24 protein-coding genes and 1 pseudogene are annotated in these 22,451 nt (G+C 50.9%); 8 read left to right on the forward strand and 17 right to left on the reverse strand.

Translation table 11 applies throughout. The features are described 5' to 3' along the window. Positions 1-206: 206 nt before the first annotated feature. The 11 genes from LX98_RS13415 to LX98_RS13465 all read right to left on the reverse strand — a co-directional run bounded on the left by LX98_RS13415 (position 207) and on the right by LX98_RS13465 (position 9,932). Positions 207-1,232: a virginiamycin B lyase family protein gene (locus LX98_RS13415; RefSeq protein ID WP_496429377.1), complete on the reverse strand. Its 1,026-nt coding sequence runs from the start codon at positions 1,230-1,232 to the stop codon at positions 207-209. 124 nt (positions 1,233-1,356) lie between these two features. Further along, positions 1,357-2,427: an ACR3 family arsenite efflux transporter gene (gene arsB / locus LX98_RS13420; protein ID WP_496429378.1), complete on the reverse strand. Its 1,071-nt coding sequence runs from the start codon at positions 2,425-2,427 to the stop codon at positions 1,357-1,359. Continuing rightward, entirely contained in the window at positions 2,424-2,846 is a 423-nt protein-coding gene (locus LX98_RS13425; protein WP_496429379.1) for an arsenate reductase/protein-tyrosine-phosphatase family protein, read from the reverse strand. Before LX98_RS13425 ends, arsB begins: the two co-directional genes overlap by 4 nt. After that, the gene (locus tag LX98_RS13430) at positions 2,846-3,319 is read right to left on the reverse strand and encodes an ArsI/CadI family heavy metal resistance metalloenzyme (RefSeq protein WP_496429380.1); all 474 of its coding nucleotides are present in this window, start codon (positions 3,317-3,319) and stop codon (positions 2,846-2,848) included. The genes LX98_RS13425 and LX98_RS13430 overlap by 1 nt, the downstream gene beginning before the upstream one ends. Positions 3,320-3,342: 23 nt before the next feature. Continuing rightward, positions 3,343-3,693, reverse strand: coding sequence for a metalloregulator ArsR/SmtB family transcription factor (locus LX98_RS13435; RefSeq protein ID WP_496429381.1), 351 nt, complete (start codon positions 3,691-3,693; stop codon positions 3,343-3,345). A gap of 71 nt (positions 3,694-3,764) precedes the next feature. Continuing rightward, positions 3,765-4,166: a c-type cytochrome gene (locus tag LX98_RS13440; protein WP_496429382.1), complete on the reverse strand. Its 402-nt coding sequence runs from the start codon at positions 4,164-4,166 to the stop codon at positions 3,765-3,767. Positions 4,167-4,205: 39 nt separating this feature from the next. Next, the gene (locus LX98_RS13445; RefSeq protein ID WP_496429383.1) at positions 4,206-4,844 is read right to left on the reverse strand and encodes an ABC-type transport auxiliary lipoprotein family protein; all 639 of its coding nucleotides are present in this window, start codon (positions 4,842-4,844) and stop codon (positions 4,206-4,208) included. Positions 4,845-4,848: 4 nt separating this feature from the next. Continuing rightward, on the reverse strand, positions 4,849-5,814 hold the full coding sequence (locus LX98_RS13450) for an MlaD family protein (RefSeq protein WP_496429384.1): 966 nt from the start codon (positions 5,812-5,814) through the stop codon (positions 4,849-4,851). Then, entirely contained in the window at positions 5,811-6,605 is a 795-nt protein-coding gene (locus tag LX98_RS13455) for an ATP-binding cassette domain-containing protein (protein WP_496429385.1), read from the reverse strand. Before LX98_RS13455 ends, LX98_RS13450 begins: the two co-directional genes overlap by 4 nt. Before the next feature lie 2 nt (positions 6,606-6,607). Continuing rightward, positions 6,608-7,693, reverse strand: coding sequence for an MlaE family lipid ABC transporter permease subunit (locus tag LX98_RS13460; protein ID WP_496429386.1), 1,086 nt, complete (start codon positions 7,691-7,693; stop codon positions 6,608-6,610). Between the two features lie 514 nt (positions 7,694-8,207). Continuing rightward, the gene (locus LX98_RS13465) at positions 8,208-9,932 is read right to left on the reverse strand and encodes a PAS domain S-box protein (protein WP_496429387.1); all 1,725 of its coding nucleotides are present in this window, start codon (positions 9,930-9,932) and stop codon (positions 8,208-8,210) included. Positions 9,933-10,769: 837 nt separating this feature from the next. Here LX98_RS13465 and LX98_RS13470 point away from each other — a divergent pair. The 5 genes and pseudogenes from LX98_RS13470 (at position 10,770) to LX98_RS13490 (ending at position 12,321) form a co-directional block, all read left to right on the forward strand. Continuing rightward, on the forward strand, positions 10,770-11,003 hold the full coding sequence (locus LX98_RS13470; protein WP_496429388.1) for a hypothetical protein: 234 nt from the start codon (positions 10,770-10,772) through the stop codon (positions 11,001-11,003). Beyond that, positions 11,000-11,245 carry a type II toxin-antitoxin system VapC family toxin gene (locus LX98_RS13475; RefSeq protein ID WP_496429389.1) on the forward strand — a complete coding sequence of 82 codons (246 nt, stop codon included), beginning with the start codon at positions 11,000-11,002 and terminating at the stop codon, positions 11,243-11,245. The genes LX98_RS13470 and LX98_RS13475 overlap by 4 nt, the downstream gene beginning before the upstream one ends. 30 nt (positions 11,246-11,275) lie before the next feature. Continuing rightward, on the forward strand, positions 11,276-11,431 hold the full coding sequence (locus tag LX98_RS13480; protein ID WP_496429390.1) for a hypothetical protein: 156 nt from the start codon (positions 11,276-11,278) through the stop codon (positions 11,429-11,431). Between the two features lie 248 nt (positions 11,432-11,679). After that, positions 11,680-11,825, forward strand: a pseudogene (locus LX98_RS13485) (tyrosine-type recombinase/integrase); the annotation flags it as partial. 181 nt (positions 11,826-12,006) lie between these two features. Further along, positions 12,007-12,321 (forward strand): hypothetical protein, encoded by a 315-nt coding sequence (locus tag LX98_RS13490; protein WP_496429391.1) that lies wholly within the window; start codon positions 12,007-12,009, stop codon positions 12,319-12,321. On the opposite strand, the gene LX98_RS13495 is transcribed toward LX98_RS13490, so the two are convergent. Beyond that, positions 12,318-12,494, reverse strand: coding sequence for a hypothetical protein (locus LX98_RS13495; RefSeq protein WP_496429392.1), 177 nt, complete (start codon positions 12,492-12,494; stop codon positions 12,318-12,320). The genes LX98_RS13490 and LX98_RS13495 overlap by 4 nt on opposite strands. An 11-nt stretch (positions 12,495-12,505) precedes the next feature. Here LX98_RS13495 and LX98_RS13500 point away from each other — a divergent pair, with 11 nt between their 5' ends. Continuing rightward, complete coding sequence (locus LX98_RS13500; protein WP_496429393.1) at positions 12,506-14,359, forward strand: alpha-amylase family glycosyl hydrolase; 1,854 nt, start codon at positions 12,506-12,508, stop codon at positions 14,357-14,359. A gap of 28 nt (positions 14,360-14,387) precedes the next feature. On the opposite strand, the gene LX98_RS13505 is transcribed toward LX98_RS13500, so the two are convergent. The 4 genes from LX98_RS13505 to LX98_RS13520 all read right to left on the reverse strand — a co-directional run bounded on the left by LX98_RS13505 (position 14,388) and on the right by LX98_RS13520 (position 18,418). Continuing rightward, a complete protein-coding gene (locus tag LX98_RS13505; protein WP_496429394.1) occupies positions 14,388-15,059 on the reverse strand; it encodes a protein-L-isoaspartate(D-aspartate) O-methyltransferase in 672 nt (223 codons plus the stop codon). Between the two features lie 104 nt (positions 15,060-15,163). Further along, a complete protein-coding gene (locus LX98_RS13510; RefSeq protein WP_496429395.1) occupies positions 15,164-16,543 on the reverse strand; it encodes an amino acid permease in 1,380 nt (459 codons plus the stop codon). Between the two features lie 78 nt (positions 16,544-16,621). Beyond that, a complete protein-coding gene (locus LX98_RS13515) occupies positions 16,622-17,836 on the reverse strand; it encodes a methionine adenosyltransferase (RefSeq protein ID WP_496429396.1) in 1,215 nt (404 codons plus the stop codon). A 12-nt stretch (positions 17,837-17,848) separates the two neighbouring features. Next, positions 17,849-18,418, reverse strand: a complete 570-nt coding sequence (locus LX98_RS13520; RefSeq protein ID WP_496429397.1) for an ABC transporter substrate-binding protein — start codon at positions 18,416-18,418, stop codon at positions 17,849-17,851. Positions 18,419-19,216: 798 nt separating this feature from the next. Between LX98_RS13520 and LX98_RS13525 the strand changes: the two genes are divergently transcribed. Then, the gene (locus LX98_RS13525) at positions 19,217-19,642 is read left to right on the forward strand and encodes a CBS domain-containing protein (RefSeq protein ID WP_496429398.1); all 426 of its coding nucleotides are present in this window, start codon (positions 19,217-19,219) and stop codon (positions 19,640-19,642) included. A 110-nt stretch (positions 19,643-19,752) separates the two neighbouring features. Further along, complete coding sequence (locus tag LX98_RS13530) at positions 19,753-20,133, forward strand: c-type cytochrome (protein WP_496429399.1); 381 nt, start codon at positions 19,753-19,755, stop codon at positions 20,131-20,133. Between the two features lie 599 nt (positions 20,134-20,732). On the opposite strand, the gene LX98_RS13535 is transcribed toward LX98_RS13530, so the two are convergent. Beyond that, positions 20,733-22,271: an alpha-amylase family glycosyl hydrolase gene (locus tag LX98_RS13535; RefSeq protein ID WP_496429400.1), complete on the reverse strand. Its 1,539-nt coding sequence runs from the start codon at positions 22,269-22,271 to the stop codon at positions 20,733-20,735. Positions 22,272-22,451: the final 180 nt, after the last annotated feature.

Below are 22,451 nucleotides of genomic sequence, written 5' to 3' on the forward strand. Positions count from 1 at the left end.
TGGGCAATGCTTGAGGCTCACCTATCACATACAGTTTGCTAAATGGGGAACCTCCCATAATAGGCATCCATGCAGGGAAACCATAGATTTGGCTCAAGCTTCGCGATTCCATCCTGGCACAGATCCTTCGCCGGGAGGCTCAGGATGACAACCGTATGATGGCATCATTTAGGTGCTCTCATGTTGGCCAAATGCCGGGGACTTTTCTAGGGAACCTTGGCGCGACCGATGGTGTTGGCATCCGTGCCAAACCAAATAGTTTTGGTTGGTTGGTGATAGACCATATGTCGAACGCTTCCGCCGCCGCTGAAGATATCGGTCAGACTCATGAACGTGTGGGTTCGTGTATCGAATCCGACGAGGCGATTAGGATACGCACCGGTTTCCACAAACCACACCCGGTCCTGGTCATCGACAGTCATCCCGTATGGTTTGGCATCGGCTTCTCCCGGCGCCAGCCATTCCTGAATGTCGCCTGTTTTGGCGTTGTAGGATCCAAGATACCCTTCGGCATAATCCACATACCAAATGACACCGTCCGAGGTCACCGCCAGTCGTCGCGGTCGTGTTTCGGTCCGTGAGAGCGCAAATTCTCGAACGGTCTTTGTCGCTCGATCTACCGTCCCCAACTTGTTGGTACCGAATTCAGTAAACCATGGGGTGTGTGTGTGATCCAGGACCATGCCATAGGGGCGAGCTTGTGCGGTTGGGAGCGGCATGAGTTGAATCTTCCCGGTGGCCATATCGAGATGCCCCACGAAATTCCCTTGTTGGACCGTAAACCAGATGTCCCGATCATGGCCAAACACCAGAGTATGCGGATCGTGGGCTTTTGGATCGGGCATGGGATATTTAATGATCTTACCGGTGGATGGATCAAGTTTGCCGATGTGGGCGGCGCGATTTCCGGCATACCAGACCTGACCTTCCTTATCCACAATCAGATTGTGCGGACCGGTCCCGGGATCCAGTTTGAATTGGTGAAACTGCCCGAGCTCAGGGTCGAGCACGGCAATATAATCACCTCCATGCCCTACGAACCACACGCGTTGCTGTTGATCCACATACGGATCACGCGGTCTCGTCTGGTCCCAAGGCACCTGCCATTCTTTAATCTCCACCGGCTTGAGGGAAGCGGCTTCGGCTTTCGTGGGATGATTGGTGCATCCGGAAAGTACCAGTGGGATGATCAGCCCGATGATGATGGTGCTTGGTTGGTGTAGACGATACACAATGATTCCCCTCTTTGAATTATCCTCGATGACGCATTCCGGAATCTCATGTGCATATGTTGGCATGTCTGGAAATATTAGGCAATCAACGATCGCCCGGGGCAGAGGGGATGAACTTGATAGGTCAGGTAAGGAGAACGGATGGCTGGCCTCTGACAAACCATTTCTGTTTTAACCAGAGCGCGACATGGACGAGAGCTAAAAGTACCGGTACTTCGACTAATGGCCCGATGACGGTGGCAAACGCGACGGACGATCCCAGGCCGAATGCGGCGATGGCCACGGCGATGGCCAGTTCAAAGTTATTGCTGGCTGCCGTGAAGGAGGTTGCCGTGGTTTTGCCATAATCGGCCCCGATGAGTTTGCCCATGCTAAAGCTGACGAGAAACATGATGACGAAGTAGAGAATGAGTGGCAGGGCAATACGAACCACGTCTCCAGGCAGACTGAGCACCATGCCGCCTTTGAGAGTAAACATGGCAAAGATAGTGAACAGGAGTGCCATCAGCGTGAGAGGAGCAATTGTCGGGAGAAATCCCTGTTCATACCACTCTCGGCCTTTTTGCCTGATCCCGATCCAGCGGGAGAGGAACCCGAACACAAAGGGAATACCCAGATAGGTGAAGACACTTTCGGCAATCGTCTGAAAGCTGACGTCGACGACTTCCACAGCCAGACCTAAAATTTCCGGCAGAATGTCTAAATAGAACCAGGCCAATCCACTGAAGAAGATCAATTGAAAGAGGCTGTTGAAGGCCACCAAGGCTGCCGCATATTGATTGTCGCCTTCGGCGAGTTGATTCCAAACCAGTACCATGGCAATGCAGCGGGCCAGGCCAATGAGGATGAGCCCGGTCAGATATTCCGGCGAATCGTGGAGAAAGATGACGGCAAGGCCAAACATGAGCAAGGGGCCGATGACCCAGTTTTGAACGAGTGACAGGAGGAGAATTTTCCAATCACGAAAGATCAAGGGCAGCTCTTCATACTTCACACGAGCCAGCGGGGGATACATCATGAGCATGAGGCCAATGGCGATGGGGATATTGGTTGTTCCCAGAGAGAGGCTGTTCACGAATGCCGGTGCCCCGGTGAAGACCGAGCCAAGCGTGACGCCCCCCGCCATGGCCAGAAGAATCCACGCCGTGAGATAGCGGTCGAGAAATGATAAGCGACGTGGGGCGCACGCGGTCATGACATGACGTCTTCGATTCTGGTCTTGAGCAAGTAAAAGGTCTGGTCAAAAGCCGCGTTGATCTCGTCTTCTGTGCCTATCACTCTACCCGGATCGGGAATACTCCAATGCAGCTTTCGGGGTTGGCCGGGAAAAATGGGGCAGGCTTCTCCGGCGGCCTGATCGCAAACGGTGATGATCAGATTGAATGGCCGTGAGGTCATATCATTCCACGATTTGCTGTACGGTCGGCCAGCATCAATCCCATGCCGTTTCAATGTCGAGACTGAACCGGGATGCACGTATCCAGCCGGATGACTTCCTGCACTCCAAGCCTGATATCGTCCTTGACCCAATTCGTTAATAAGGGCTTCAGCCATGATGGAGCGGCACGAATTGCCTGTGCAGATGACCAGGACTTTTGTGGGCTCAGTGGACATTAGCTGCAACAGACACTAGATTCCTGTGCGGGTGTTTTAGGCTCTGGTTTCGCCAAGAGTCCGGGTTCGCAACAGGCGGTAGCCGTTTGCGCCGAATGGGTAGAAAATATTTCTGCGTCTTCCATCGTGCGGTAGGCTTCCCACGGCACTCCCGCAGGATCCAATACCCAGGATTTATCCGATTTGGCATAACAACAGAGGGTTTCACCTTCCTCGGCTATTGGAAGATTTCCAGCTCGCAGCCGTTGCCGTAACTCGTCCAACTCTTGTTCCTCTTCAACCTGAATGCCCAGGTGGTCCACGCCTTTGGTGGAAGTCCGCGTGGAGATAGCCAGGTTTACGCAGGGGTCTTCAATCATCCATTTGGCATAGTCCGATTGGCGTTTGACCGGTAGGGCCCCAAACAATTTGCTGTAAAACCGAATGGCTTCTTCTAACTGTTCCACTCCGATATGAATATGAAGACGTTTCATGGATGTGCCTCCTTGTGGGTGGGTTAGCAACAATTCGAAAGTTCAATAACGCTGCACTTCTTTTTTTTATTGTCCCGGATACTGGCCATATCCTCGCGGCAGCAGTCCTTGACCATGTAGCGAATCAGGTCGGTGAAAAATTCAAAGTTGGCGGTATAGATGATTGACCGGCCTTTTCGCCGGGAGAGGACCAGGCCCGCGTTGCTCATGTGCGAGAGGTGAAAGGATAAGGTGTTATGGGGAATGGCCAGGGCATCGCTTAACATCCCGGCGGGTGCCCCTTCCGGGCCATATTCCACCAACAGACGAAAGACCCGCAACCGCGTATCTTGTGAGAGGGCCGCAAAAGCCAGCACTGCATCATTAATTTCCATATGTCTAGAATAATGGACATATTAGAAAAAAGCAAGTGGGGACAGATATGTGGCCATCCCATTGAGATTTATTACTTTTTCCCGGAGTCGTTCAAGGGACTATTTTTTCCGCTGAAGGATCTGATGTAAGCCAGGACCTCCCCCATCTCATTCTCTGACAGGGCGTATTTCCATTTTCCCATGGCCGTGTTGGGATGTCCGTTGCGAATCGTGTTCAATAATTCCTTATCCGTCTTCTCCTGAGTTGCCTGGGCCTTCAAATCTGCAGGTGGCGGATCAAACAGCGCATACCCATCTCCCTTTCCGACTTTTCCATGGCAGGCGCTACATAATCGTTGATAGAGGCCTTTGCCTTTTTCATTCGTTCCTTCCTGCCCGTTCGCTCCCACACCCATCATCAACCAGCACACAAGCCCTATCAGGGCGATGCCCCCCGGATGCCGCCCCATGAAAAAAGTATTCTTTGTCCCCATTCTCAGCCTCCCTCTGTTCCATCCCGGAAGATTGATGACTTAACAGTGCGACGGTTGATCTGTTTTTAGACAACCCTGCAACCAGTGTTTCAGCTCAACCAACAACCTCCCAATGGCTTTCTGGGCAGCCTGCACACCACCATAGGCATCTTCGCTGGGTGCATCTTCACGGAATTCAAAACTCCGTGCTCCAAGGACACGAGGATGAAAAACCGTCACCAGTTGTGCCCGCAGTGCCAATCGAATTCGACTCGGCTGTTGTGTGAATTCCTGAACCAACGCCACCTGGGAGAGGTCCAAGCGATAGTCCCCTCGAAGCACGGAAGGCAATTGAATCACCGCACCCCATTCCCCACTGCCTTCGAGTCCATTCATGATTAACGGGGCCAGCATTCGGGCGGGGGAATCCACCCATTGGCTGGTGGCAAAATAGCGAATTTCATAGGGAACCGGTTCATAGGCCATTCTTTGCGATTCATAGCCCGGAGCCGGTTGAGGGAGCGAAACAAGAAGACTTGGCAAATTCGATGGACGGGATCTATCCGTTTCCCGAGCTTCCCCACCTTCCCCTATTTCCAGGACATACGACCGCACCGGCTCATCCGTCCCTCGAGAAAGTGCACAAGCGGAAAGTGCCGTCGAAAGGCATATTGCCGCCAGTAGGAACACGGCTTTCATGTCTTTACTCACCGGGACCTCTGGGTTGAGAGGGCCGACCATAAATCAGCGAATCGGGCGCTCTTTCAATTTGATGAGCCACTCGTTGCAACGTGTTTGTCAGCTGCCGGAGTTCGATGACTAATTGCCCGGTTTCACCCAAGGTTTGGCGCGTGAATTGCTGAATCTCCGGCTGGCTTTCCTCAACGAGGGATTCCAATGTCTTTCCGGTTCGGGCCAATTCTTCCGCCACCGTCTTGACCGCTGCGACACTCTGGTGAATTCGCGCGACCAGTCTTGGCATGTCCTGGTTCACCGTGGAGGTCAGGATGGCAAGATTTTCGGCAGCTTCAGCCGCCCGGTCAATTCCCTGAACGATGGTTTCCTGCTGCCTACTCAATGTGTGAGACACCCTGGCAAGGTCATTCAGAATGCCTTCCATCTTTACCCGGTTTTCCTCATTCATGAAAGCCGCAGCGTTTTCACTCAACCCATGCAAGCTACTCAAAAGCTTGGAAAGCCCCTGCTCTGAGAGGAGACGCGAAATGGCCATATCCAAACGAAAGAAGAGCGAGGGTTTCGTCTGAATGACGGGATATTCTTGACCCGGCTCGGGTTCCAATCTCGGAGCCTCGCGGCTTCCTCCTTCCAAATTCATCGTCGCCAATCCTGTTAATCCTTGCGTCTCCAACGTCGCAACCGTATCGGTCTTGATAGGTGTGCCCCGAAGAATATCAAGCGTCAAACGCACTTCCTCGGCATTATCCGGATTCAACGCAATCTCCTTCACACGCCCCACATTCACCCCCCGATATTTTACCGTCGAGTCGACGCTTAACCCGGATACGGATTGCCGCATGTACGCATGGTACTGGTCGTACGCACTGCGGTAATCTGATTTTCCCAACCACAACACCATTCCCACCGCAATCGCACCCAGCACAAGGACGAACACTCCGACAATGACATAATTCCCTCGCGGCTCCATCATGAAACCTTATATTGACTCTGGGCCGCCCTCCCCCGGGGACCATGGAAATATTCATGAATGATCGGGTCGCTTGATTCCGCCAGTTCGTGCATCGTTCCTGCACCCAGGATGGTACCGTTCCCGAGCACGGCGACACGATCTGCGATGCGCCAGAGAGAATCAAGGTCATGCGTGACCATAACCACCGTTAATCCTAGTACCGCTTTCAATTGCAGGACCAAGGCATCAAATCCCGCCGCAATGATGGGATCCAGACCTGCAGTGGGTTCATCTAAAAAAAGGAGCTCCGGATCCATGACAATCGCCCGTGCCAACGCCGCTCGTCGCCGCATACCCCCACTCAATTCACTGGGAAATTTATCGGCACTGTCCATGGGCAATTCGACCGTGGCAATTTTCACGGCCACAATGTCGCGAATCAATTCCGCTGAAACATCGGTGTGCTCTCTTAGCGGCACGGCCACATTTTCGGCCAACGTCAGCGAACTGAATAAACCGCCCTGCTGAAACATGACCCCCAAACGCCGGTACACATTGTGAGCGCCCCGCTCTCCTAACCCTGACACGTTTTGTCCGAACAAGCGAATCGTTCCCTCAGCCGGTGTATGTAATCCAATGATTTCCCGGAGGAGTGTGGATTTCCCTGAACCATTGCCACCGGCGATAGCAAATATTTCCCCCGGCATAATCGTTAAATTGACGTCCTCATGGACAACGGCGTCACCAAATCGGGTACACACGTGGCTCACTTCAATGACAGGATTTGAAGTATGAATAGTGCCTGAAGCCATCGTTAAATATTCCACCAACTAAAGACAATGCTGCATACCGCATCAAACACGATAACCAGAAAAATACTTTGGACCACGCCAATCGTGGTTCTCTTTCCCACATCATCGACATTACCCCGGATCTGAAACCCCTGATAACAGCCGACCATGGCGATGATAACGGCAAAAAACGGGGCTTTCCCCATCCCGATGAAAAAGTGCCGGAGCGCCACGGACTCTTCAAATCGACCCACAAACTCCACCCCGCTGACATTCAGCTGGCTGGAAGCAACCAATGCCCCTCCAATGACTCCCAGAATATCCGCATACACCGTCAAAAGGGGAACCGCGATGACGAGCGCAAAGACCCGCGGAAGTACCAGCAATTGCATGGGCGAAAGTCCCAGGGTCCTGACGGCATCCAACTCTTCCGTCACCTTCATCGTTCCAATCTGAGCGGCATAGGCTGAGCCCGAACGCCCGGCAATCAGAATGGCCACGATCAATGGAGAAATTTCACGAAATAATGAGATGCCGACGAGATCCACCACAAAAATATTGGCTCCAAACTGACGCAATTGTTCGGCACCCTGATACGCAATCACCACACCCATGAGAAAGGCCAGTAACCCGGTAATCGGCAACGCATGATATCCATCCCGGTCCAGGCTGTGAAACAACGCCCTCCACCGGATTAATGAAGGTCGTCGGAATGAACGGAACATATGAACCGTCGCCTCTCCGACAAACGCGAGAGCTTTCACCATATGGCCGGTATGCCGGGACACCCACCATTGGAAATTTTTCTGTTTATGCCCTTTTCCAGGCAATGCGGGATGGACGCGATCCCAATGGCTTGCGACTAATTGCATCAGTTCCTCAAACTCCGGACGGAGGCCTTCAAGCGAGACTTGATGTCCTTTGGAACGAAGCTCCATAATCGTCCGATACAGGACAATCGCACCACCCGTATCCATGGCCCGAATATTCACCACATCCCAAACCAGATCTCTCACCAGCGGCCACTGGATTTCCGTCAGTAACGTATTCAGCATTGTGAGATGGGAAATGATCCATGATCCTTCACATCGAATGATGGAATCATCCATGATGAGGACATGAGGCTCTCTATCTTGAGGTGTTCCAGTCATAGGTAACCGTAAAAATTACGTGAGAAGATTATCAAAAGGTTTTGAGAACCAAAGCCGGGCCTGGCGTTCTTTCTTTAGGACAAACCAGCTGCAATGGGAATGCCTGGCAACAGGGCCAACGTCATACACTTTCCTCCTGCATGTTAATTTCTTGAAAAACCATGTTAGAACCCCGGACTTGGGATTTTTTTTAAAATTACCGCCTCTTAGATACCCTACCCAAAAATCATATTTCTTCCACATTGGGGGCGATGGCGCGAAATGCTACATCGGAGATGTTATCAATTTTTCAAAATTCTCTGAAAAACCCTAAGGTCTGAGTGTTTTACCCTTTAAGCACAACCCTTGCTGTCGTTTTTCTCCCAGGAGTGACGATGAACATTTTTTGCCAAAAGATTTCAGACATAATAAGGATAGGCTTGAATGGAGCGAGAGATTTGTTGGGAAGAAAGTCAAAATTTCTCAATTGAAGTTAACTTGTTGGGGAGAGGGGAATCCAGGCAGTAACGGTGGTGCCTTTGCCCTGGGAGGCTTTGACCTCAAAGGTGCCTTGCACCACACGAATCCGTTCTTTCATTCCGATCAGCCCTAACCCGCGAGTGCCTCGCAAGCCAGACTCAGGGATGAATCCTTTACCGTTATCCGAAATGACGAGTTGGAGGCCACCCTCTACCCCTCTCACCTCCACAGACACTTGAGACGCCTGGGCATGCTTCGCCACATTTCGTAAACATTCCTGCGTCACCCGATACACACATGACGCAATATCCTGAGGCAGGAACTGAGGGACATCCCGGGGTTGAAATATGACCGCAATTTTCTCCCATTGAGAAAATTCTTTAATTGAGGACTGGAGTGCCACGACTAACCCCAGGTCATCCAGAATCGAAGGATGAAGCTGATAGGCCAGATGCAGGACGCTATCGGAAAGCTCAGACACTTGATCATTCAGGTGTTGAAGAGTCTTTTGCATCGGATCCGACTCCGGCAGAGACCTCTGAATAGAATCAATCTCGAGCGAGACCATGGCTAAGCGTTGATTCATATCATCGTGCAATTCACGGGAGAGACGGCGTCGCTCATCTTCCTGAGCAGAAATGAGTTGTGCACCAAGAGCCCGAAGCTCTTCCTGGCTCTGCTCAAGTTCCCGCTCTCTATGCTGGAGGGCCCGTCCTGCCTCCTTGCGTGCCGTGATATCCCGGACAATACCCGTAAAAAATATTTCTCCGTGCTTGTGCCAATACCCTAAAGACAGTTCAAGAGGGAATTCGCTGCCGTCCCGTCGAAGTCCCATCAGCTCAAACATTTCTCCCTCAACGGTCTTTCTCCCCGCTCGCGATGCCCGCAAGATTCCCTGTTGATGAGCCAGACGAAACCGTTCGGGAATAATGCACTCTAACGTCTGCCCTTTCATCTCCTCCATCGAAAAGCCAAACAAGGCTTCCGCCCCTGTATTCCACAACATGACCTTTCCCTGACTATTCAATGAAATGATCCCCTCATCGGTTGATTGCACAATTGAATGTAACTGTTCCCGGCTTTCCCGAAGAGCCACCTCTGCCTGTTTACGCTGACGGATTTCGCTTTGTAACGCTTGGTTGGACTTGCCCAATTCAAGATTTAAGGTCATTGAAGCCAACGCGACGGTATGGTTGCGTCGCAAGGTAACAAACATCATTGTCACGAACAGCAGACACATGCCTCCCATGGCCATATGCCGTGCATCCTCAAGGAGAAAGAATCGAACGAGGAGCGGGGTAATAGTCGGGAGAGCATAGGCCAGAAAAGCGCCTTGCAAGGGTGCATAAACTGCGGTCGCGCCGGCAATCATGCCTCCTAACACAAAGGCCAAAAAAATCTGATGCGGAATAGAGCTTTCGGGAAAAAGTACGACACCGGTTGTCCCCCAAAGAATGCCGGAGGCAAGGGTCCCGCCTAAAAATCTACGCCCCCAGCGATGGGAATCCTGCGGATGTCGAGATGCGTGGCTAAATTGATACCAGAGCAGGGCCCATGCCCCGTTGAGCAGGATCATGCCGGCGAACCAGGTAAGTAACAGGCCATGTGAGATTACGTTCCATTGAATAACAGTCAGAATTGATCCATTAACCAGCGAGGCAATAATCCCAACCGGGGCAAGGGCATAGAGTTGCTCTATCTGCTGCCCATACAAGAGATCGTGTTCGTGTTTAGCCAACACGGAACCTCCACAAACTCTCCAGGGAACGTTTTGAGGCCCTTTACAGTTTCCAACGTCATACGGACATTCGCAAGACCAATTCTGTGTATCTTCTAGAACTACGTTACTTTAAAACTCTTATTCATTAATCACAAGGATTCTTCAATTCTTTTCCTCCGACAGATTGGGGTTAGAATGATAGCTCCGGAGCGAACAGCAAAAGTAAACTCAACCCCAGCATCACCTGTGGGCGGCTTGGCCACTATGAAGCAAAGCTCCTGTTATAAGTACGTACTTTTCTGTTTCCAGACTTCGGCGGCATCACCCAAGCGGTTTATCCAAAATATCCCGGAGAACGTCATCGAAATTAAAAGAGACCTTGCGGCAATGAGAGTGCTCGACGAAATCTAGGCCCCACCCACCCCTCCTGAGCGCCGCCTGGCATACCAGCGGTAACAGCGGGCGGCGCCCGGTGCAAACCTGAGCCGCCACGGCTGAAGTGGAATGTTAGATCCCCACAAGGGCACCTCAGATGGTCCAACCGCAGTCAAGTCTGGACATCTAAGCCGCTGCCGTCCCGTGTGAGGATCAACCGGTCCGGTAAGGCAGCCGATTGGTGGAAAAGCCGGAATTCATTAATCAGAATCGACAGGTTTGCATCAGGCCTAACTCCCTTTATCAACAGAGATGTGATAGAGGCTCCCTCTCCCGGTCGTTGATGCTCACGCGTTCTGCCAATTTTGGTTTTCCTAAAATTCCAAGAAATTTGTTGGATGGAGGAGGTAAGAGCCTGGTTTGACAAGTGAAAACGTCGAGTCACAATATTGTTGAAAATTTCAACAATGGAGAGATTTGATGGCCACTATGAATTTCAGCGTTCCGGAAGATGTCAAAAAACAATTTGATAAGGTCTTTGCCGGGAAGAACAAAAGCGCGGTGCTGACCCAACTGATGCAGCAGGCGATCGAAGAACAGCAGCGAATTGGGCGCCGCAAACGAGCCATTAATCAATTACTCGCATTGCGTGAACACGCGCCTCGGGTGACGGACAAGGATATTCGCCTTGCACGGACCCAGGGACGACCATGACCACATGGGTGGTCGACACCAGCGTGGCCGTGAAATGGGCTCTTCCTGGCCAAGAGGGTGAAACCCATCAAGAACAAGGCCTCGCGCTGTTGACGGACATTCAGGAGGGCAAGGGTCAAGTCCTTCAACCTCCACATTGGTTGGCAGAAGTGGGAGCCGTGTTGACTCGATTGGCGCCCAAGCAATCAATCAACATGTTTCAGACTTTTCTGGCGATGGAGTTGCCTATTACCACGGAGTGAAACGTATATGAGCAGGCCTGTCGTCTGGCTGTGGAACTCAATCATCATCTGTTTGATACCCTCTATCATGCGGTAGCCTTGCATGTTCCTGATACCCTTTTCATCACCGCAGACACCCAGTATTATCGAAAAGCAGCCAAGCTGGGACACATCATCGAGTTAAAAAACTTTTCCCAAACAGGGTGATCGGAAAGGCCAATGCTGGATGGAGAAGTGTGGGTAACAGCTTGGGGTCACGTAAGGCCATACAGGCGCGCACGTGCCAAAATTTCCTAAATGCGCGCCTGGAAGGATCCCGATCAGCCCACCCGATCAATCCTTGACAAAGTTTGTGCATTGCTCAAGAATCCTCTTCATTATGGCCAACCTCTTTGTGTGGACGGGAGTCCCACGGCAACTAAACGAAAAATTTCCACAGAAGTACGATACCAGTTTTTTTCACGACCTTACTCGAAAGCGGTTTTGACCTTCGAACAGTCCAAGAGTTGTTGGGACATCGCGAGGTCAAAACCACATGATCGATACCCATATGCTCAACCATCAGCCAACTGGTGTTCGCAGTCCACTTGATGGGTTATAAACCCATCAAGGAAGGGGGTCTTGCAATTCAATAGCACCGATATTGCGTTGTTGGCCATGGCTATAGGGTCCCTTATTGGAATCTTGGTTTTTAAGGGAGAAGAATTTGTTTCATCGATCTTGTATGCGACCTGTTTGGCAACATTTGTAAGCTCGATTTTTTATTTCTATAAAGATAGGCAATGGCCAATCACGTTGGTGATCGAGTGGCAACTAGCGTTGATGATCAAGATTATATATTTGACGAGACCGCGAGGGAATTTGATTTTCTTAACAGAGAGATAGAGTTTGCTCGATCATCGGTGAATATAGATGATGAGAAAGTAGAAGATTTCCTTGTAAATTTGAGTCCAGTGATTCACGCCATCAAGGCTGCGGAAGCCAACACAGATTACAAGCATTTCTGCAGAACTCTTTGGAGTATCTTCACGAGATGGAACTGCAATGATGGTCAGTTAAGTGAAAACATCTTTGAATCAATGATCAAGAGAATTTAGCAATACATAACCAGCCCATCAAGCCGATGCTCTCTTCGCTGTGCTTCGATCGCGCGGCTAATGGGTAGCGTTGTGAGATGACCAAAATTCGGCAGACCGGCCATCTGACAGACCGCACCCGAATGCCACCCATATTTCAGCCATACGTTGAGATACCCACCGTACACAATCAATGGAGTCCGTCATGACAGAAAAGAATCTTCAAGAGGTGGATCTGCCTGCTCTCAGTGACCGGAAGTTTTTTCCTTCTCCCGCCGCATGGGAGGATCAGGTCTTATACTTTTTAATGCTCGACCGTTTTTCGGACGGACAGGAAAAAGGCTACAAAAGCAATGACGGGACCATCGTCCGGCGTGGCTCGACTCCCCTCTTTCAGTCAACCGATGCAGGCAATGCGGATGCATCGCATTGGAAGGCAGCGGGACAGAAGTTTTGCGGAGGGAATTTATCCGGATTGACGAGCAAGCTGGGATACCTTGAACGTCTCGGTGTGACCGCCATTTGGATCAGTCCCATTTTCAAACAGGTGAAATTTAAAGACACATATCATGGATATGGCATTCAAAACTTTTTAGATGTGGATCCTCGTTTCGGTCAACGAGAAGATCTGAGAACACTTGTCCGGACCGCTCACGCTCACGGGATCTACGTTATTCTGGATATTATCCTCAACCACACGGGAGATGTGTTTCGTTACAATCCCAACCGCTATCGGACCGAACATAACGGGCAAATCTTCCACGACCCCCGCTGGGATGGCCAACCCTATGACGTACAAGGGTTCCATGATCAATTTGGAGAACCGACTCTCCCCTTCCAACAACTCGACATCGCAAGCCATCCTGCCGCCTGGCCACATGGGGCCATCTGGCCACAGGAATTCCAAGACCCTCAGGCCTTTACCCGAAAAGGCCATATCACCAATTGGGATTTTTCACCTGAATTTCTTGAGGGGGATTTCCTTGACCTGAAAAATATCCAACTCGGTTCTGGCGACGTTGATCAATATCAACCGTCCGATGCCCTCAAGGCCCTGGCCGAGGTGTACAAATTCTGGATTGCCTTTGCGGACGTCGATGGGTATCGGGTTGATACTGTAAAACATATGGACCCGGGAGCCACCCGGTACTTCGCATCGGTGATCCATGAATTCACCCAATCCATCGGCAAAGAAAACTTTTACCTCATTGGAGAAATTACCGGTGGCAGAACCCGCGCGTTTCAAACGTTGGAAACCACGGGTCTGGATGCCGCACTTGGCGTCGACGACATTCCGGACAAAATGGAATACCTGGTGAAGGGCTATCGCAACCCGGAGGAGTATTTCCAGCTATTCCGGAACTCCATCCTGGTTCAGAAAGAATCCCACGTCTGGTTTCGCAACCGGGTGGTTACCCTGTTTGATGATCATGATCAAGTACGAAAGGGAGAAAACAAAGCCAGATTTTGTGCTGATCCTGACGGGCAGGACGGACTCTTGAATGTCCTTGCGCTGAACGCCCTCACGATGGGCATTCCCTGCATGTACTATGGCAGCGAACAGTATTTTGACGGGCACGGGCAGAGTGATCAATACATTCGCGAATGTATGTTCGGAGGAGAATTTGGCGCCTTTCAAAGCCATCAACGGCATTTCTTCAATGAAGAGAGTCCGGCATACCGGCAACTCTCGATCCTATTAGGCATTCGCCGTAACAAGCTTGCGTTACGACGGGGTCGACAATACCTGAGAGAAATTTCCGGAAATGGGATCGACTTCGGGCTGCCGCGCATGCTGGGTGGGCAGATTCGATCAGTGATTCCCTGGTCCCGAATTTTCAATGACCGGGAAATTCTCCTGGCGATGAATACCGACAACGCGGCACCCCGAAGCGCCTGGGTGACGGTTGATGACGGACTGCATCAGGCCGGCCACACACTCACGTGTCTCTATTCAACAAATGCGGGGCAGATCGGTCAGGAGACGACCGTTGAGTCGAGAAATGGCAAAGCAGTTGTGCTCACCCTTCCGGCGGGCGGATTCGTCATCTATGAGTGAAGAATGTGGTCAACGGGGGAGAAGTTCGTCAAGGCTCGGTTACGGGAGGATTCGTTAAGGCTTCGCCCGTCATGGGCACAAACACCACGGGTAACAACTCGGTTTCCTGGTATCCCTCCTCAGTACGACGAATGAACAGAAGACGTTGAGGGTAGTCTCCGACGGGAAGAATGAGACGCCCGCCGATTGCCAGTTGTTCTAAGAGTGGTTCGGGAATATGATTCGGCGCCGCCGTCAAAATGATCGCATCAAACGGGCCTTCGCCCGGCCAACCTTTATAGCCATCACCAGACCGCACAATCACATTGTCGTAGCCAAGTTCTGCCAGAGTTTTTTTCGCACTGACGGCAAGTGGTTCGACAATTTCTATGGTAAATACTTTTGAAACTAATTCAGCTAGTATGGCGGCCTGATACCCGGAACCCGTGCCTATCTCCAGGACCTTCTCATCCGGCTTCAACTTCAAGGCTTGCGTCATATACGCAACAATGAAAGGCTGAGAAATCGTCTGCCCATAACCGATGGAAAGTGGAAAATCTCCATAAGCATCTTTCGCATGTGACTCAGGCATAAACCGGTGCCGTGGAACCCGGCGCATGGCCGCGACAACAGCTGGATCGGTGACACCCCCCGCCACGATTTGGGTATCCACCATCGAATCCCGTTCAACCTGTCGTGAGTGATTGCTCTCCTGGGTCATAGCCTGCTTCCCATTTTCACATCCCGCCCCAATAGACCATACTCCACCAAGTATCACAAAGAAGGCAAGTGTATGTATTTTTCTCCTCTGTGTGATTGCTATGTTCATCTGGCCCCAGATACTCCATTATGCTTTCTCATCAGGAAGTAAAGGGGAATACCAGCACTCAGGGTCAGACAGGCCCAAAGGGTTTCAACCGGTTTTTCCACACTGAGAAAAAGCATGATCACTCCCGCAATCAGAATATACCCCACGGGCAAGACAGGATAGAAGGGAACCCGGTAGGGACGAACTAATTGCGGACGCCGTTGACGAAGAATGATAACGGCCCCGACTGTCAGCGCTGTGAAGGCGGTGATCACCATTCCGCTGTAAACCACCAACTGCTCAAAGGTTCCTGAAAGCACTAATACGGTCACCCACAGACTTTGGAGAACAATGGAACGAACCGGGGTGCCATGATGGTGTTCCGTATCCGAAAAGAAGGCCGGCAGAAACCCGTCTCTGGCCATGGCATAGTAGACCCGAGGCCCGGTCCATATCATAGCGCTCACCGCGCCGGCGATGGAAATGCACAACATGATAGTGACAAATTGAGCGGCCGCCTGACCAAACATTCCCACCGCGACTTTTTCCGCCACCGGCATGAGCGGAGGTGCGGCCAAAGCTTGAATCGGTAAGGCGTAGAAATATACCACGTTCAGCACCACATAGACCGTGCCAACCAGCAGAGTCCCGCCTATCATCGTCCGGGGAATAGAACGGGTCGGATTGAGTATTTCTCCGGCAATGTACCCTGCGGCATTCCATCCCGAATAGGCATAGGTCACAAAAATAAAGGACACCACCAGTGTTCCCAGTCCGACATCCGGCTTTCCCGGGGGCATGACCAAATGTTCCCAATCACCATGGCCTACCGTGAAGGCCCCAACTATGAGAAGCAGAATTGCTCCAACTTTTAAGACGGTGAACAGCTGTTGAAGGAGCCCGCCAGGGCCAACGCCAGCCACATGAACCGCAGTCAGACTCCAAATCAAGGCCAAGGCAAATCCCCTGATCAGGAGAGTGGAATACGGTTCATTTGGGATGAGTTGGACCACATAGGAGGCAAATCCCATGGCGCCTGCGGCAATGGCGGCTCCAAAGCCCACGGTAAATGAAGCCCACCCACTCAGGAATGCGAAAAAGGGATGGTAGGCTTCCCGAAGATACACATAGTCTCCCCCGACAAAAGGGAATGCTGCGCCTAGCTCGCTGTAACACATCGCCCCCATGAGAGCCAGTAACGCGCCCGCTCCCCATACCAGAAGAATCAGCCATGGGTCCCCGATGTCCCGGGCCATAAAACCTGTCGTGGTGAAAATCCCGGTGCCCACCACACTACTGACCAGCACGCACGTGGCGGTAAACCCGCTAATCCGACGGGAACCTTCTTCCAAGGTTCCGTTATGAAGTGGACATTCAACCAATGTGTTGTCAATCAATCATGCATCCTGCCGAATCTACCTGATGAGCATGTGATCTCGTCGCGTATACCAATTCGATTATTTTCATGATGGCCCTCAGCATATCCGGAATTGCCCTGTGGCCAAGGCCTCACAAAAATGTTCCATGTCGGCCAGCTCATGTTTGATCAGTTCCTGGACCTCTCCCGAGATCCGCTTTAGTGAATATCCTCTGTTCACCCCGACCTGAGCCGAGACAACCAGTGGTTCGTTCACCGGTGCACCGATTCGACTGACCATCCATACCGTGGCATCGCGAACTCCGGGTATCTGTGCATACGCCTTCAGAGCTAGTTCACGAGCCCACACATTATAAATTTTCCCGACATGGCTCACAGGGTTTTTCCCGGCCGCTGCTTCCCCACTCATCGGTCGATTCAGCGCGATGACCCCGGATATCCGGTTCCCCCGCCCCACCTGTCCGGAATCTCCCTGCTCGGCAGAGGTTCCCAACAGTGTTAGATACATGCCCTTTAGTCCTTGGCCCTGGCGATCAAGCGCATTCACGACCACGTCAACTCGCTTACAGGAATGAGGTTGCTCATGAATAAAGCGCTCCACATTCTGAAGGACCTTCGCCTTTCGAGCAAAATAAGCTTTTTCTGTGGTGATCCGCCTGGCAAGAAACGGCATGGCCACCGTCAGTGACAGCATCCTATCCATGCGAACGGCCATGACTTTGACATCATCACCGGTTTCCGGAAATACCCCTTTAAATCGTGGCCCGTTTACATACTGTTCAAGGTCCACCACCAATTGCTCGGTGGGGGTGAGCGGGGCATACCCAACTCCGGCTGAGGTATCGTTCGCAGGCAGTACCCCCGCTCCATGTTCAAAAATCGCACCGAGTTCAGTGGAAGTCGGTTGCAATTCAATTTGATACTTCATATGGGTATAGGGATTCACATGGGGCAAATGGTTCTTGATCCACGCGCGCGCCGTCTCAACGGCGATGTCGAACACAGGGATCGTTTTCCCCGGAACACCGAAGGAAGCCCGGTCCCCAAGGATCAGGCGCATCGGGTGGGTGACCCGACCACCTCCCAGGTGCAGTTTTACCTGACCGGCCACCAGCAGGCATTTATCGATATTATGGTGCAAAATACGACCAAAGGTTTCTTGATACGCCTTGGACAGTTGAATGGACACAGCTTCAGCAATGGCATCACAAATCGTATCGGGATGTCCCTTGCCTTTCCGTTCGACAATTTCAAGTGGTTGCGCGTCGACCGGTACGGCTGGTGCCTGATGAATCAGAATACGGGTCTTCATCCTAGGAATCCCTCAGGGAGCGGTAATGTCACTGGACTTGTCTCGCAAGGTCTTCACCAATTCTTCGTAGGAGGAATCCCGAATAATGCGGTCGAATTGAACCCGGTAATTTTTCACAAGACTCACCCCATCGACCACCACATCGTACACCCGCCAGTTGCCGTCTTTCAGAAGGAGCCGGTAATCGAGAGAGATTTCAGTTTTGTTTGACGCAATGGTGGTCTGCACTTCTGCAAAGGAGTCTTTGAGCCGTTCCTTGAGATACTGGACCGTTTCTCCGGAATAGTTCTCAATTTTTCCTGCATAGGTTTTCGAAAGAAGCGTTTGAAACAATGTGGCAAATTCTTGATGTTCGGTCTCACTTCGATTTCTCCAGTGGGCCGCCAGTGATCGTTTGGCCATCTCCTCAAAATCAAAATATTGCCCAATGGTTTCCTCCAACAATTTCCGACGATGGTCCTCTTGATCCGGCATCTTGAGGCCTTCGTCACTCACCAGTCGGATGATCTCATCGATGGTGCCTCTGACCACCACGGTAGGCGCTTCCACACCCAGGGTAACACTCGCCACAGTGAGAGCCATCAACACACATAGGACTCCAAGAGAAATCCATTTCACCATGGAACATGGGGCGGTCACGCGGAACCTGATTTACTTTCCAAACTCATACACCCTTCCTCCTGGTAATTGTTGGGTGAAACACCCATTTCATTGACTGATCAAAAAAGAGGAAATCACTGGTCTACTTTCTTCATCCCTTCATTCGCGGTCACACATCTCCATGAACAACCATCCCAAACAGTGTGAATAATGTCCAGAGAACGGAAATGCAACTTATATACCTTTATACCTTTCTTCACGACTGACGGGGAAAAGGAAAAAAATCTGTCATGACCGCCTGTGATCATCCGGCATTCCTCAGGTCTTCATTGGGGATAATTCACCGCTGACAACCGGCGGGATGACAACAGAGAGAGGTTGTCCATAAAGGCACGAGGCTTGCTTCAACTCATGTAGGAGCAAAGGTTCGAGTTTCATGGTGCTTACGGAAACAATCACATGCACACGTTTCACCCATTCCAAGATAGAGGCCAACACATGAAACAAGATAACGTAGAACGGCTAAAGGTAAAAATTTGTGGAAAAACAATCGTGTCTGTTGAGCCATCCAGATGGTCCGGGGAAGTCAAATCTCTCATGAAGAATCAAGAGTTTTTATCAATCACCTTAAGTGACGGAACAGTTCTGGAGGTTGGAAAGTTGTATATTCGAGATGGAAGTCATACCTGATTTCGTCTCAAACCGTTTAAATTTTCATTCACTCCATCTCTGTAAAAAGACTTTTTTTGGGGTTATGAGTGAAAGAGAGAGGAGGATCACATGGGTCTTCATGCGGTCGCCACTGTCGGCCTCAGAACAATCCAACAAATCGCTACACTCCATGATTTCCGTTTTCATCACGATCAGGATGGATTGGCCATAACACAAGAACTTCTCACATCTTCCTTACCAGGCGCGCCGGTTGTCGATCCTAACGGGCACTGTGTGGGGTTCATCAGCCAATTTGATGTGCTAGCCGTGCTGGAAGCGGGGCGGGATGTCAGCCAATTAACCGCAAAGGAGATTATGGTGCCGGACCCTATCGCTATTCCTATTTCCACCACATTAGCGGAGGCTGTCAAAATCATGAAAGGCCATCATTTTCTGGTACTTCCAGTAGAAGAAAATGGTGTAGTGATAGGATGTCTGACCCGGCAGGATCTTTTACGGGCATGGGTAGGTTTGGGATTAGAGCAAAAAGACTAAGTGAAAAGTGAGCATACGAAAAGTGTTGCCATTTGGGTCCATAAAAAAAAGAAAGGGTGTTGCAAGATGCGACAGGATCGCATTTCCATGAAACTTACTAAATTCACCCGATGAAAAAAAAACAAGGCCTTCTCAGTCTGGTCATACCCGTTATCAGTTGTGTCTGCATCTTGCTATGGCCTGGAGAAGTCCGGGCTCAGCAGACCACTATGATCTCTGCGGGAGAAACAATTTACCGTCTGCATTGCCTCCGGTGTCATGGGAAGGCGGGCGACGGAAGGGGCCCGGATTCATCCACATTAATCGTGCCCCCAACAGATTTCCATTCTCCGGAATCCACAGGCAAAAGCGAGTTGGACCTTCGTGCGAGCGTTATTTGGGGCTTGGTCTTTAGCCCCATGCATGGTTGGTGGGATCGATTGAGTTCAGAGGAGATTCGGAAGGTAATCGACTATATCCGGCAATTAGCCCCCTATCAACCAAGGATCTAAAATTGCATTACCGGAGAACCAAGGTTCGGAAACAGCCTTCACACACATTCGCTAGGAAAATTAACGCAACATGGACGAATGAAAAATTTCTTTTTCACAGTTGGCTCCAACAATAGTATTTTCCCAACCATTTTTGGATGTGCTGCTCACCGCTTAAATGAAATGGCTCACATTGTCGCAGAGTGGGAAGACCGCCGTTCTCTGGAAATCGTCCACGGTTCTACGCCTCCGTGACCCAGGACGGGAAAATAAGCCCGAATGAACAGACTCATCCAAACACCCGCAATGTACCTCTCCCGATTGTGCGGAGAACCCAGGAAGGAGGATGGCACGCCTCTGTACGATTACACATGTTTCAAATGTGGAAAGGAATGCCTTCAGTCGTTAACGCTCAAGGAACATGAAAGCAAGGCCGCAAGCTGTTCTTCATGCGGGAGCCAATAATTAGAGCGACTGATCACCAGCTTCATTGCGAGAACCAGTTCGAAAAGATGACGCCTTCAGAGAAAGCTGGGTACCGGAGAAAATTCCTTGGCCCGAAAACTTGGGGGGGGGGTAACGAAATGACTTGATTCACATTCAATCGCTCGGGGGTATTGTTATTTTTTCATGTCCAAATTTCCCCCTCCTTTTTCTCCCATAGAAAAGATATGGCACCCGAAAGGATCGAGACGGACATACAATCCGTTTTGGATAAGATCCTTTCGCCTACCCTCAAAGGATAGATCGCTGAACTGGTCATACAAGGTGTAGATGGGAGAGGTGTGCGATTCCATTTTAAGCGCTCCGTTCAGGCGGATATACGCTTGGGCAACCATGGGACTCAGGTTCACCGCAATGAGCCTCCATTCCCGGTCGGTTGTCCATTCATACGCCACGACATTACTGAAAGAATCGTCGCCGGCCGAGCGCACAGTGAGCATGGCCCATTTCCCGGCGTGAAACACGTCTTTATTGGTGATCGCCAGAATTCGGTCATAAAACGCGACGGTCGCTTCATCAGGGGGTTCGTCCTGGGCTCGACAGAGTTGAACCGGAATTCGGATACGTTTTCCAGTGAGTTGGCCTTGATGATACAAACGCATGCCCGGCAATGTGGCCATCAAGACCCCGACCGCAGGGAGACGGACGTTACCAAATGCCACAGCACTTCTCGGCTCATCGTGATTTTCCAAAAACCGCACAAGTTTGCTTTGAAAGCTCGTATCAGCCTGAAGATGCATGGCGACCTCGTGTGGGGTCGAATGGCGAAGCCGATCATACAGTCTTTTGTCGTAGGTAAACTGAAAACCAAGTTGTTGAAGCTCCCATTCACGATCCCAATATACTTCTGCAATCCACATACAATCAGGCAGGAGGGAGATGGCTTCTGTCCAGAACTCCCCGGAAGGACAGACATCGCCCTTCACAAACTTTTCCCATGTCTGTGCAAACACCTCATTGAGCACCAACATCGCCATATCACAACGAACGCCATCACAATAATTTGCAATATGTTGCAATTCGCGAATCAGCGCCCTACGCATGTCAGGATTGAAGTAGTCTAACTGCGCGGTGTCCGTCCATGCGGGGCAATGGGGATCCTTGCCATGTGCCAGATATCGAATGCCTTGTGATGTTTCTGTGGGGAAAAACCTCGAAGGAAAGTTTGTCACATCCCTGGATGTCCCTTGAACATAGTACTCCGGATGTCTGGTGGTCCACTCATGATCCAAGGCGGTGTGATTGGGGACAAAATCCAGAATCAATTTGATTCCGCGGTCATGAAGTTTTCCCAATACGTCCTTCAATTGCTCCCAGGACCCCAATTCAGGATCAGGCTGATACGCCCGAATGGCATAGGGAGAACCCACGACCTCGTATTCCTGCCAATCGGGAAGCGTTTTGGCGTATTCCTTCTGTAAATCAGCATGTTGTCTTGCAATCCGCCGGCCAAGAGGACTGCGCTCCCATAAGCCCATGAGCCACAGATAATCAAATCCCTTTGCCTGAAGCTCATCCCATTCATGATCAGGCACGTCACCAAGACGAATTGTTCGGTTCATTTTCTGAGAGAGGTCATGCAACCACACCCAGGTATTGATTTCAAAAAGATGCGGGTGTGGGCGAGATGAAAAAACCGAAGATTGCGGTTTCATAAGTTTCCATCCCTCCGTCTCATTCAAGTTGACTGAGGGATTCTACACGATCAGGGATTTGATGAAAGCGCCAGTGCTCCCTGCCATAAAGATATGGGAGGAAAGGCACGAGATCCAACAGACAAACCGGACCATCCCTGGAATAAAAAATCCATTGTGAACCGTTTTTAGGTCTTTATC

It is taken from the genome of Nitrospira marina, from assembly GCF_059568365.1.

What these genes read in the sequence shown, in the direction of transcription:
- arsB (WP_496429378.1), bottom strand. Translation starts at nt 2,427, where the DNA reads ATGACCGCGTGCGCCCCACGTCGCTTATCATTTCTCGACCGCTATCTC.
- LX98_RS13425 (WP_496429379.1), bottom strand. Translation starts at nt 2,846, where the DNA reads ATGTCCACTGAGCCCACAAAAGTCCTGGTCATCTGCACAGGCAATTCG.
- LX98_RS13430 (WP_496429380.1), bottom strand. Translation starts at nt 3,319, where the DNA reads ATGAAACGTCTTCATATTCATATCGGAGTGGAACAGTTAGAAGAAGCC.
- LX98_RS13435 (WP_496429381.1), bottom strand. Translation starts at nt 3,693, where the DNA reads ATGGAAATTAATGATGCAGTGCTGGCTTTTGCGGCCCTCTCACAAGAT.
- LX98_RS13440 (WP_496429382.1), bottom strand. Translation starts at nt 4,166, where the DNA reads ATGGGGACAAAGAATACTTTTTTCATGGGGCGGCATCCGGGGGGCATC.
- LX98_RS13445 (WP_496429383.1), bottom strand. Translation starts at nt 4,844, where the DNA reads ATGAAAGCCGTGTTCCTACTGGCGGCAATATGCCTTTCGACGGCACTT.
- LX98_RS13450 (WP_496429384.1), bottom strand. Translation starts at nt 5,814, where the DNA reads ATGATGGAGCCGCGAGGGAATTATGTCATTGTCGGAGTGTTCGTCCTT.
- LX98_RS13455 (WP_496429385.1), bottom strand. Translation starts at nt 6,605, where the DNA reads ATGGCTTCAGGCACTATTCATACTTCAAATCCTGTCATTGAAGTGAGC.
- LX98_RS13460 (WP_496429386.1), bottom strand. Translation starts at nt 7,693, where the DNA reads ATGGATGATTCCATCATTCGATGTGAAGGATCATGGATCATTTCCCAT.
- LX98_RS13470 (WP_496429388.1), top strand. Translation starts at nt 10,770, where the DNA reads ATGGCCACTATGAATTTCAGCGTTCCGGAAGATGTCAAAAAACAATTT.
- LX98_RS13475 (WP_496429389.1), top strand. Translation starts at nt 11,000, where the DNA reads ATGACCACATGGGTGGTCGACACCAGCGTGGCCGTGAAATGGGCTCTT.
- LX98_RS13490 (WP_496429391.1), top strand. Translation starts at nt 12,007, where the DNA reads ATGGCCAATCACGTTGGTGATCGAGTGGCAACTAGCGTTGATGATCAA.
- LX98_RS13500 (WP_496429393.1), top strand. Translation starts at nt 12,506, where the DNA reads ATGACAGAAAAGAATCTTCAAGAGGTGGATCTGCCTGCTCTCAGTGAC.
- LX98_RS13505 (WP_496429394.1), bottom strand. Translation starts at nt 15,059, where the DNA reads ATGACCCAGGAGAGCAATCACTCACGACAGGTTGAACGGGATTCGATG.
- LX98_RS13515 (WP_496429396.1), bottom strand. Translation starts at nt 17,836, where the DNA reads ATGAAGACCCGTATTCTGATTCATCAGGCACCAGCCGTACCGGTCGAC.
- LX98_RS13520 (WP_496429397.1), bottom strand. Translation starts at nt 18,418, where the DNA reads ATGGCTCTCACTGTGGCGAGTGTTACCCTGGGTGTGGAAGCGCCTACC.
- LX98_RS13525 (WP_496429398.1), top strand. Translation starts at nt 19,217, where the DNA reads ATGGGTCTTCATGCGGTCGCCACTGTCGGCCTCAGAACAATCCAACAA.
- LX98_RS13530 (WP_496429399.1), top strand. Translation starts at nt 19,753, where the DNA reads ATGAAAAAAAAACAAGGCCTTCTCAGTCTGGTCATACCCGTTATCAGT.
- LX98_RS13535 (WP_496429400.1), bottom strand. Translation starts at nt 22,271, where the DNA reads ATGAAACCGCAATCTTCGGTTTTTTCATCTCGCCCACACCCGCATCTT.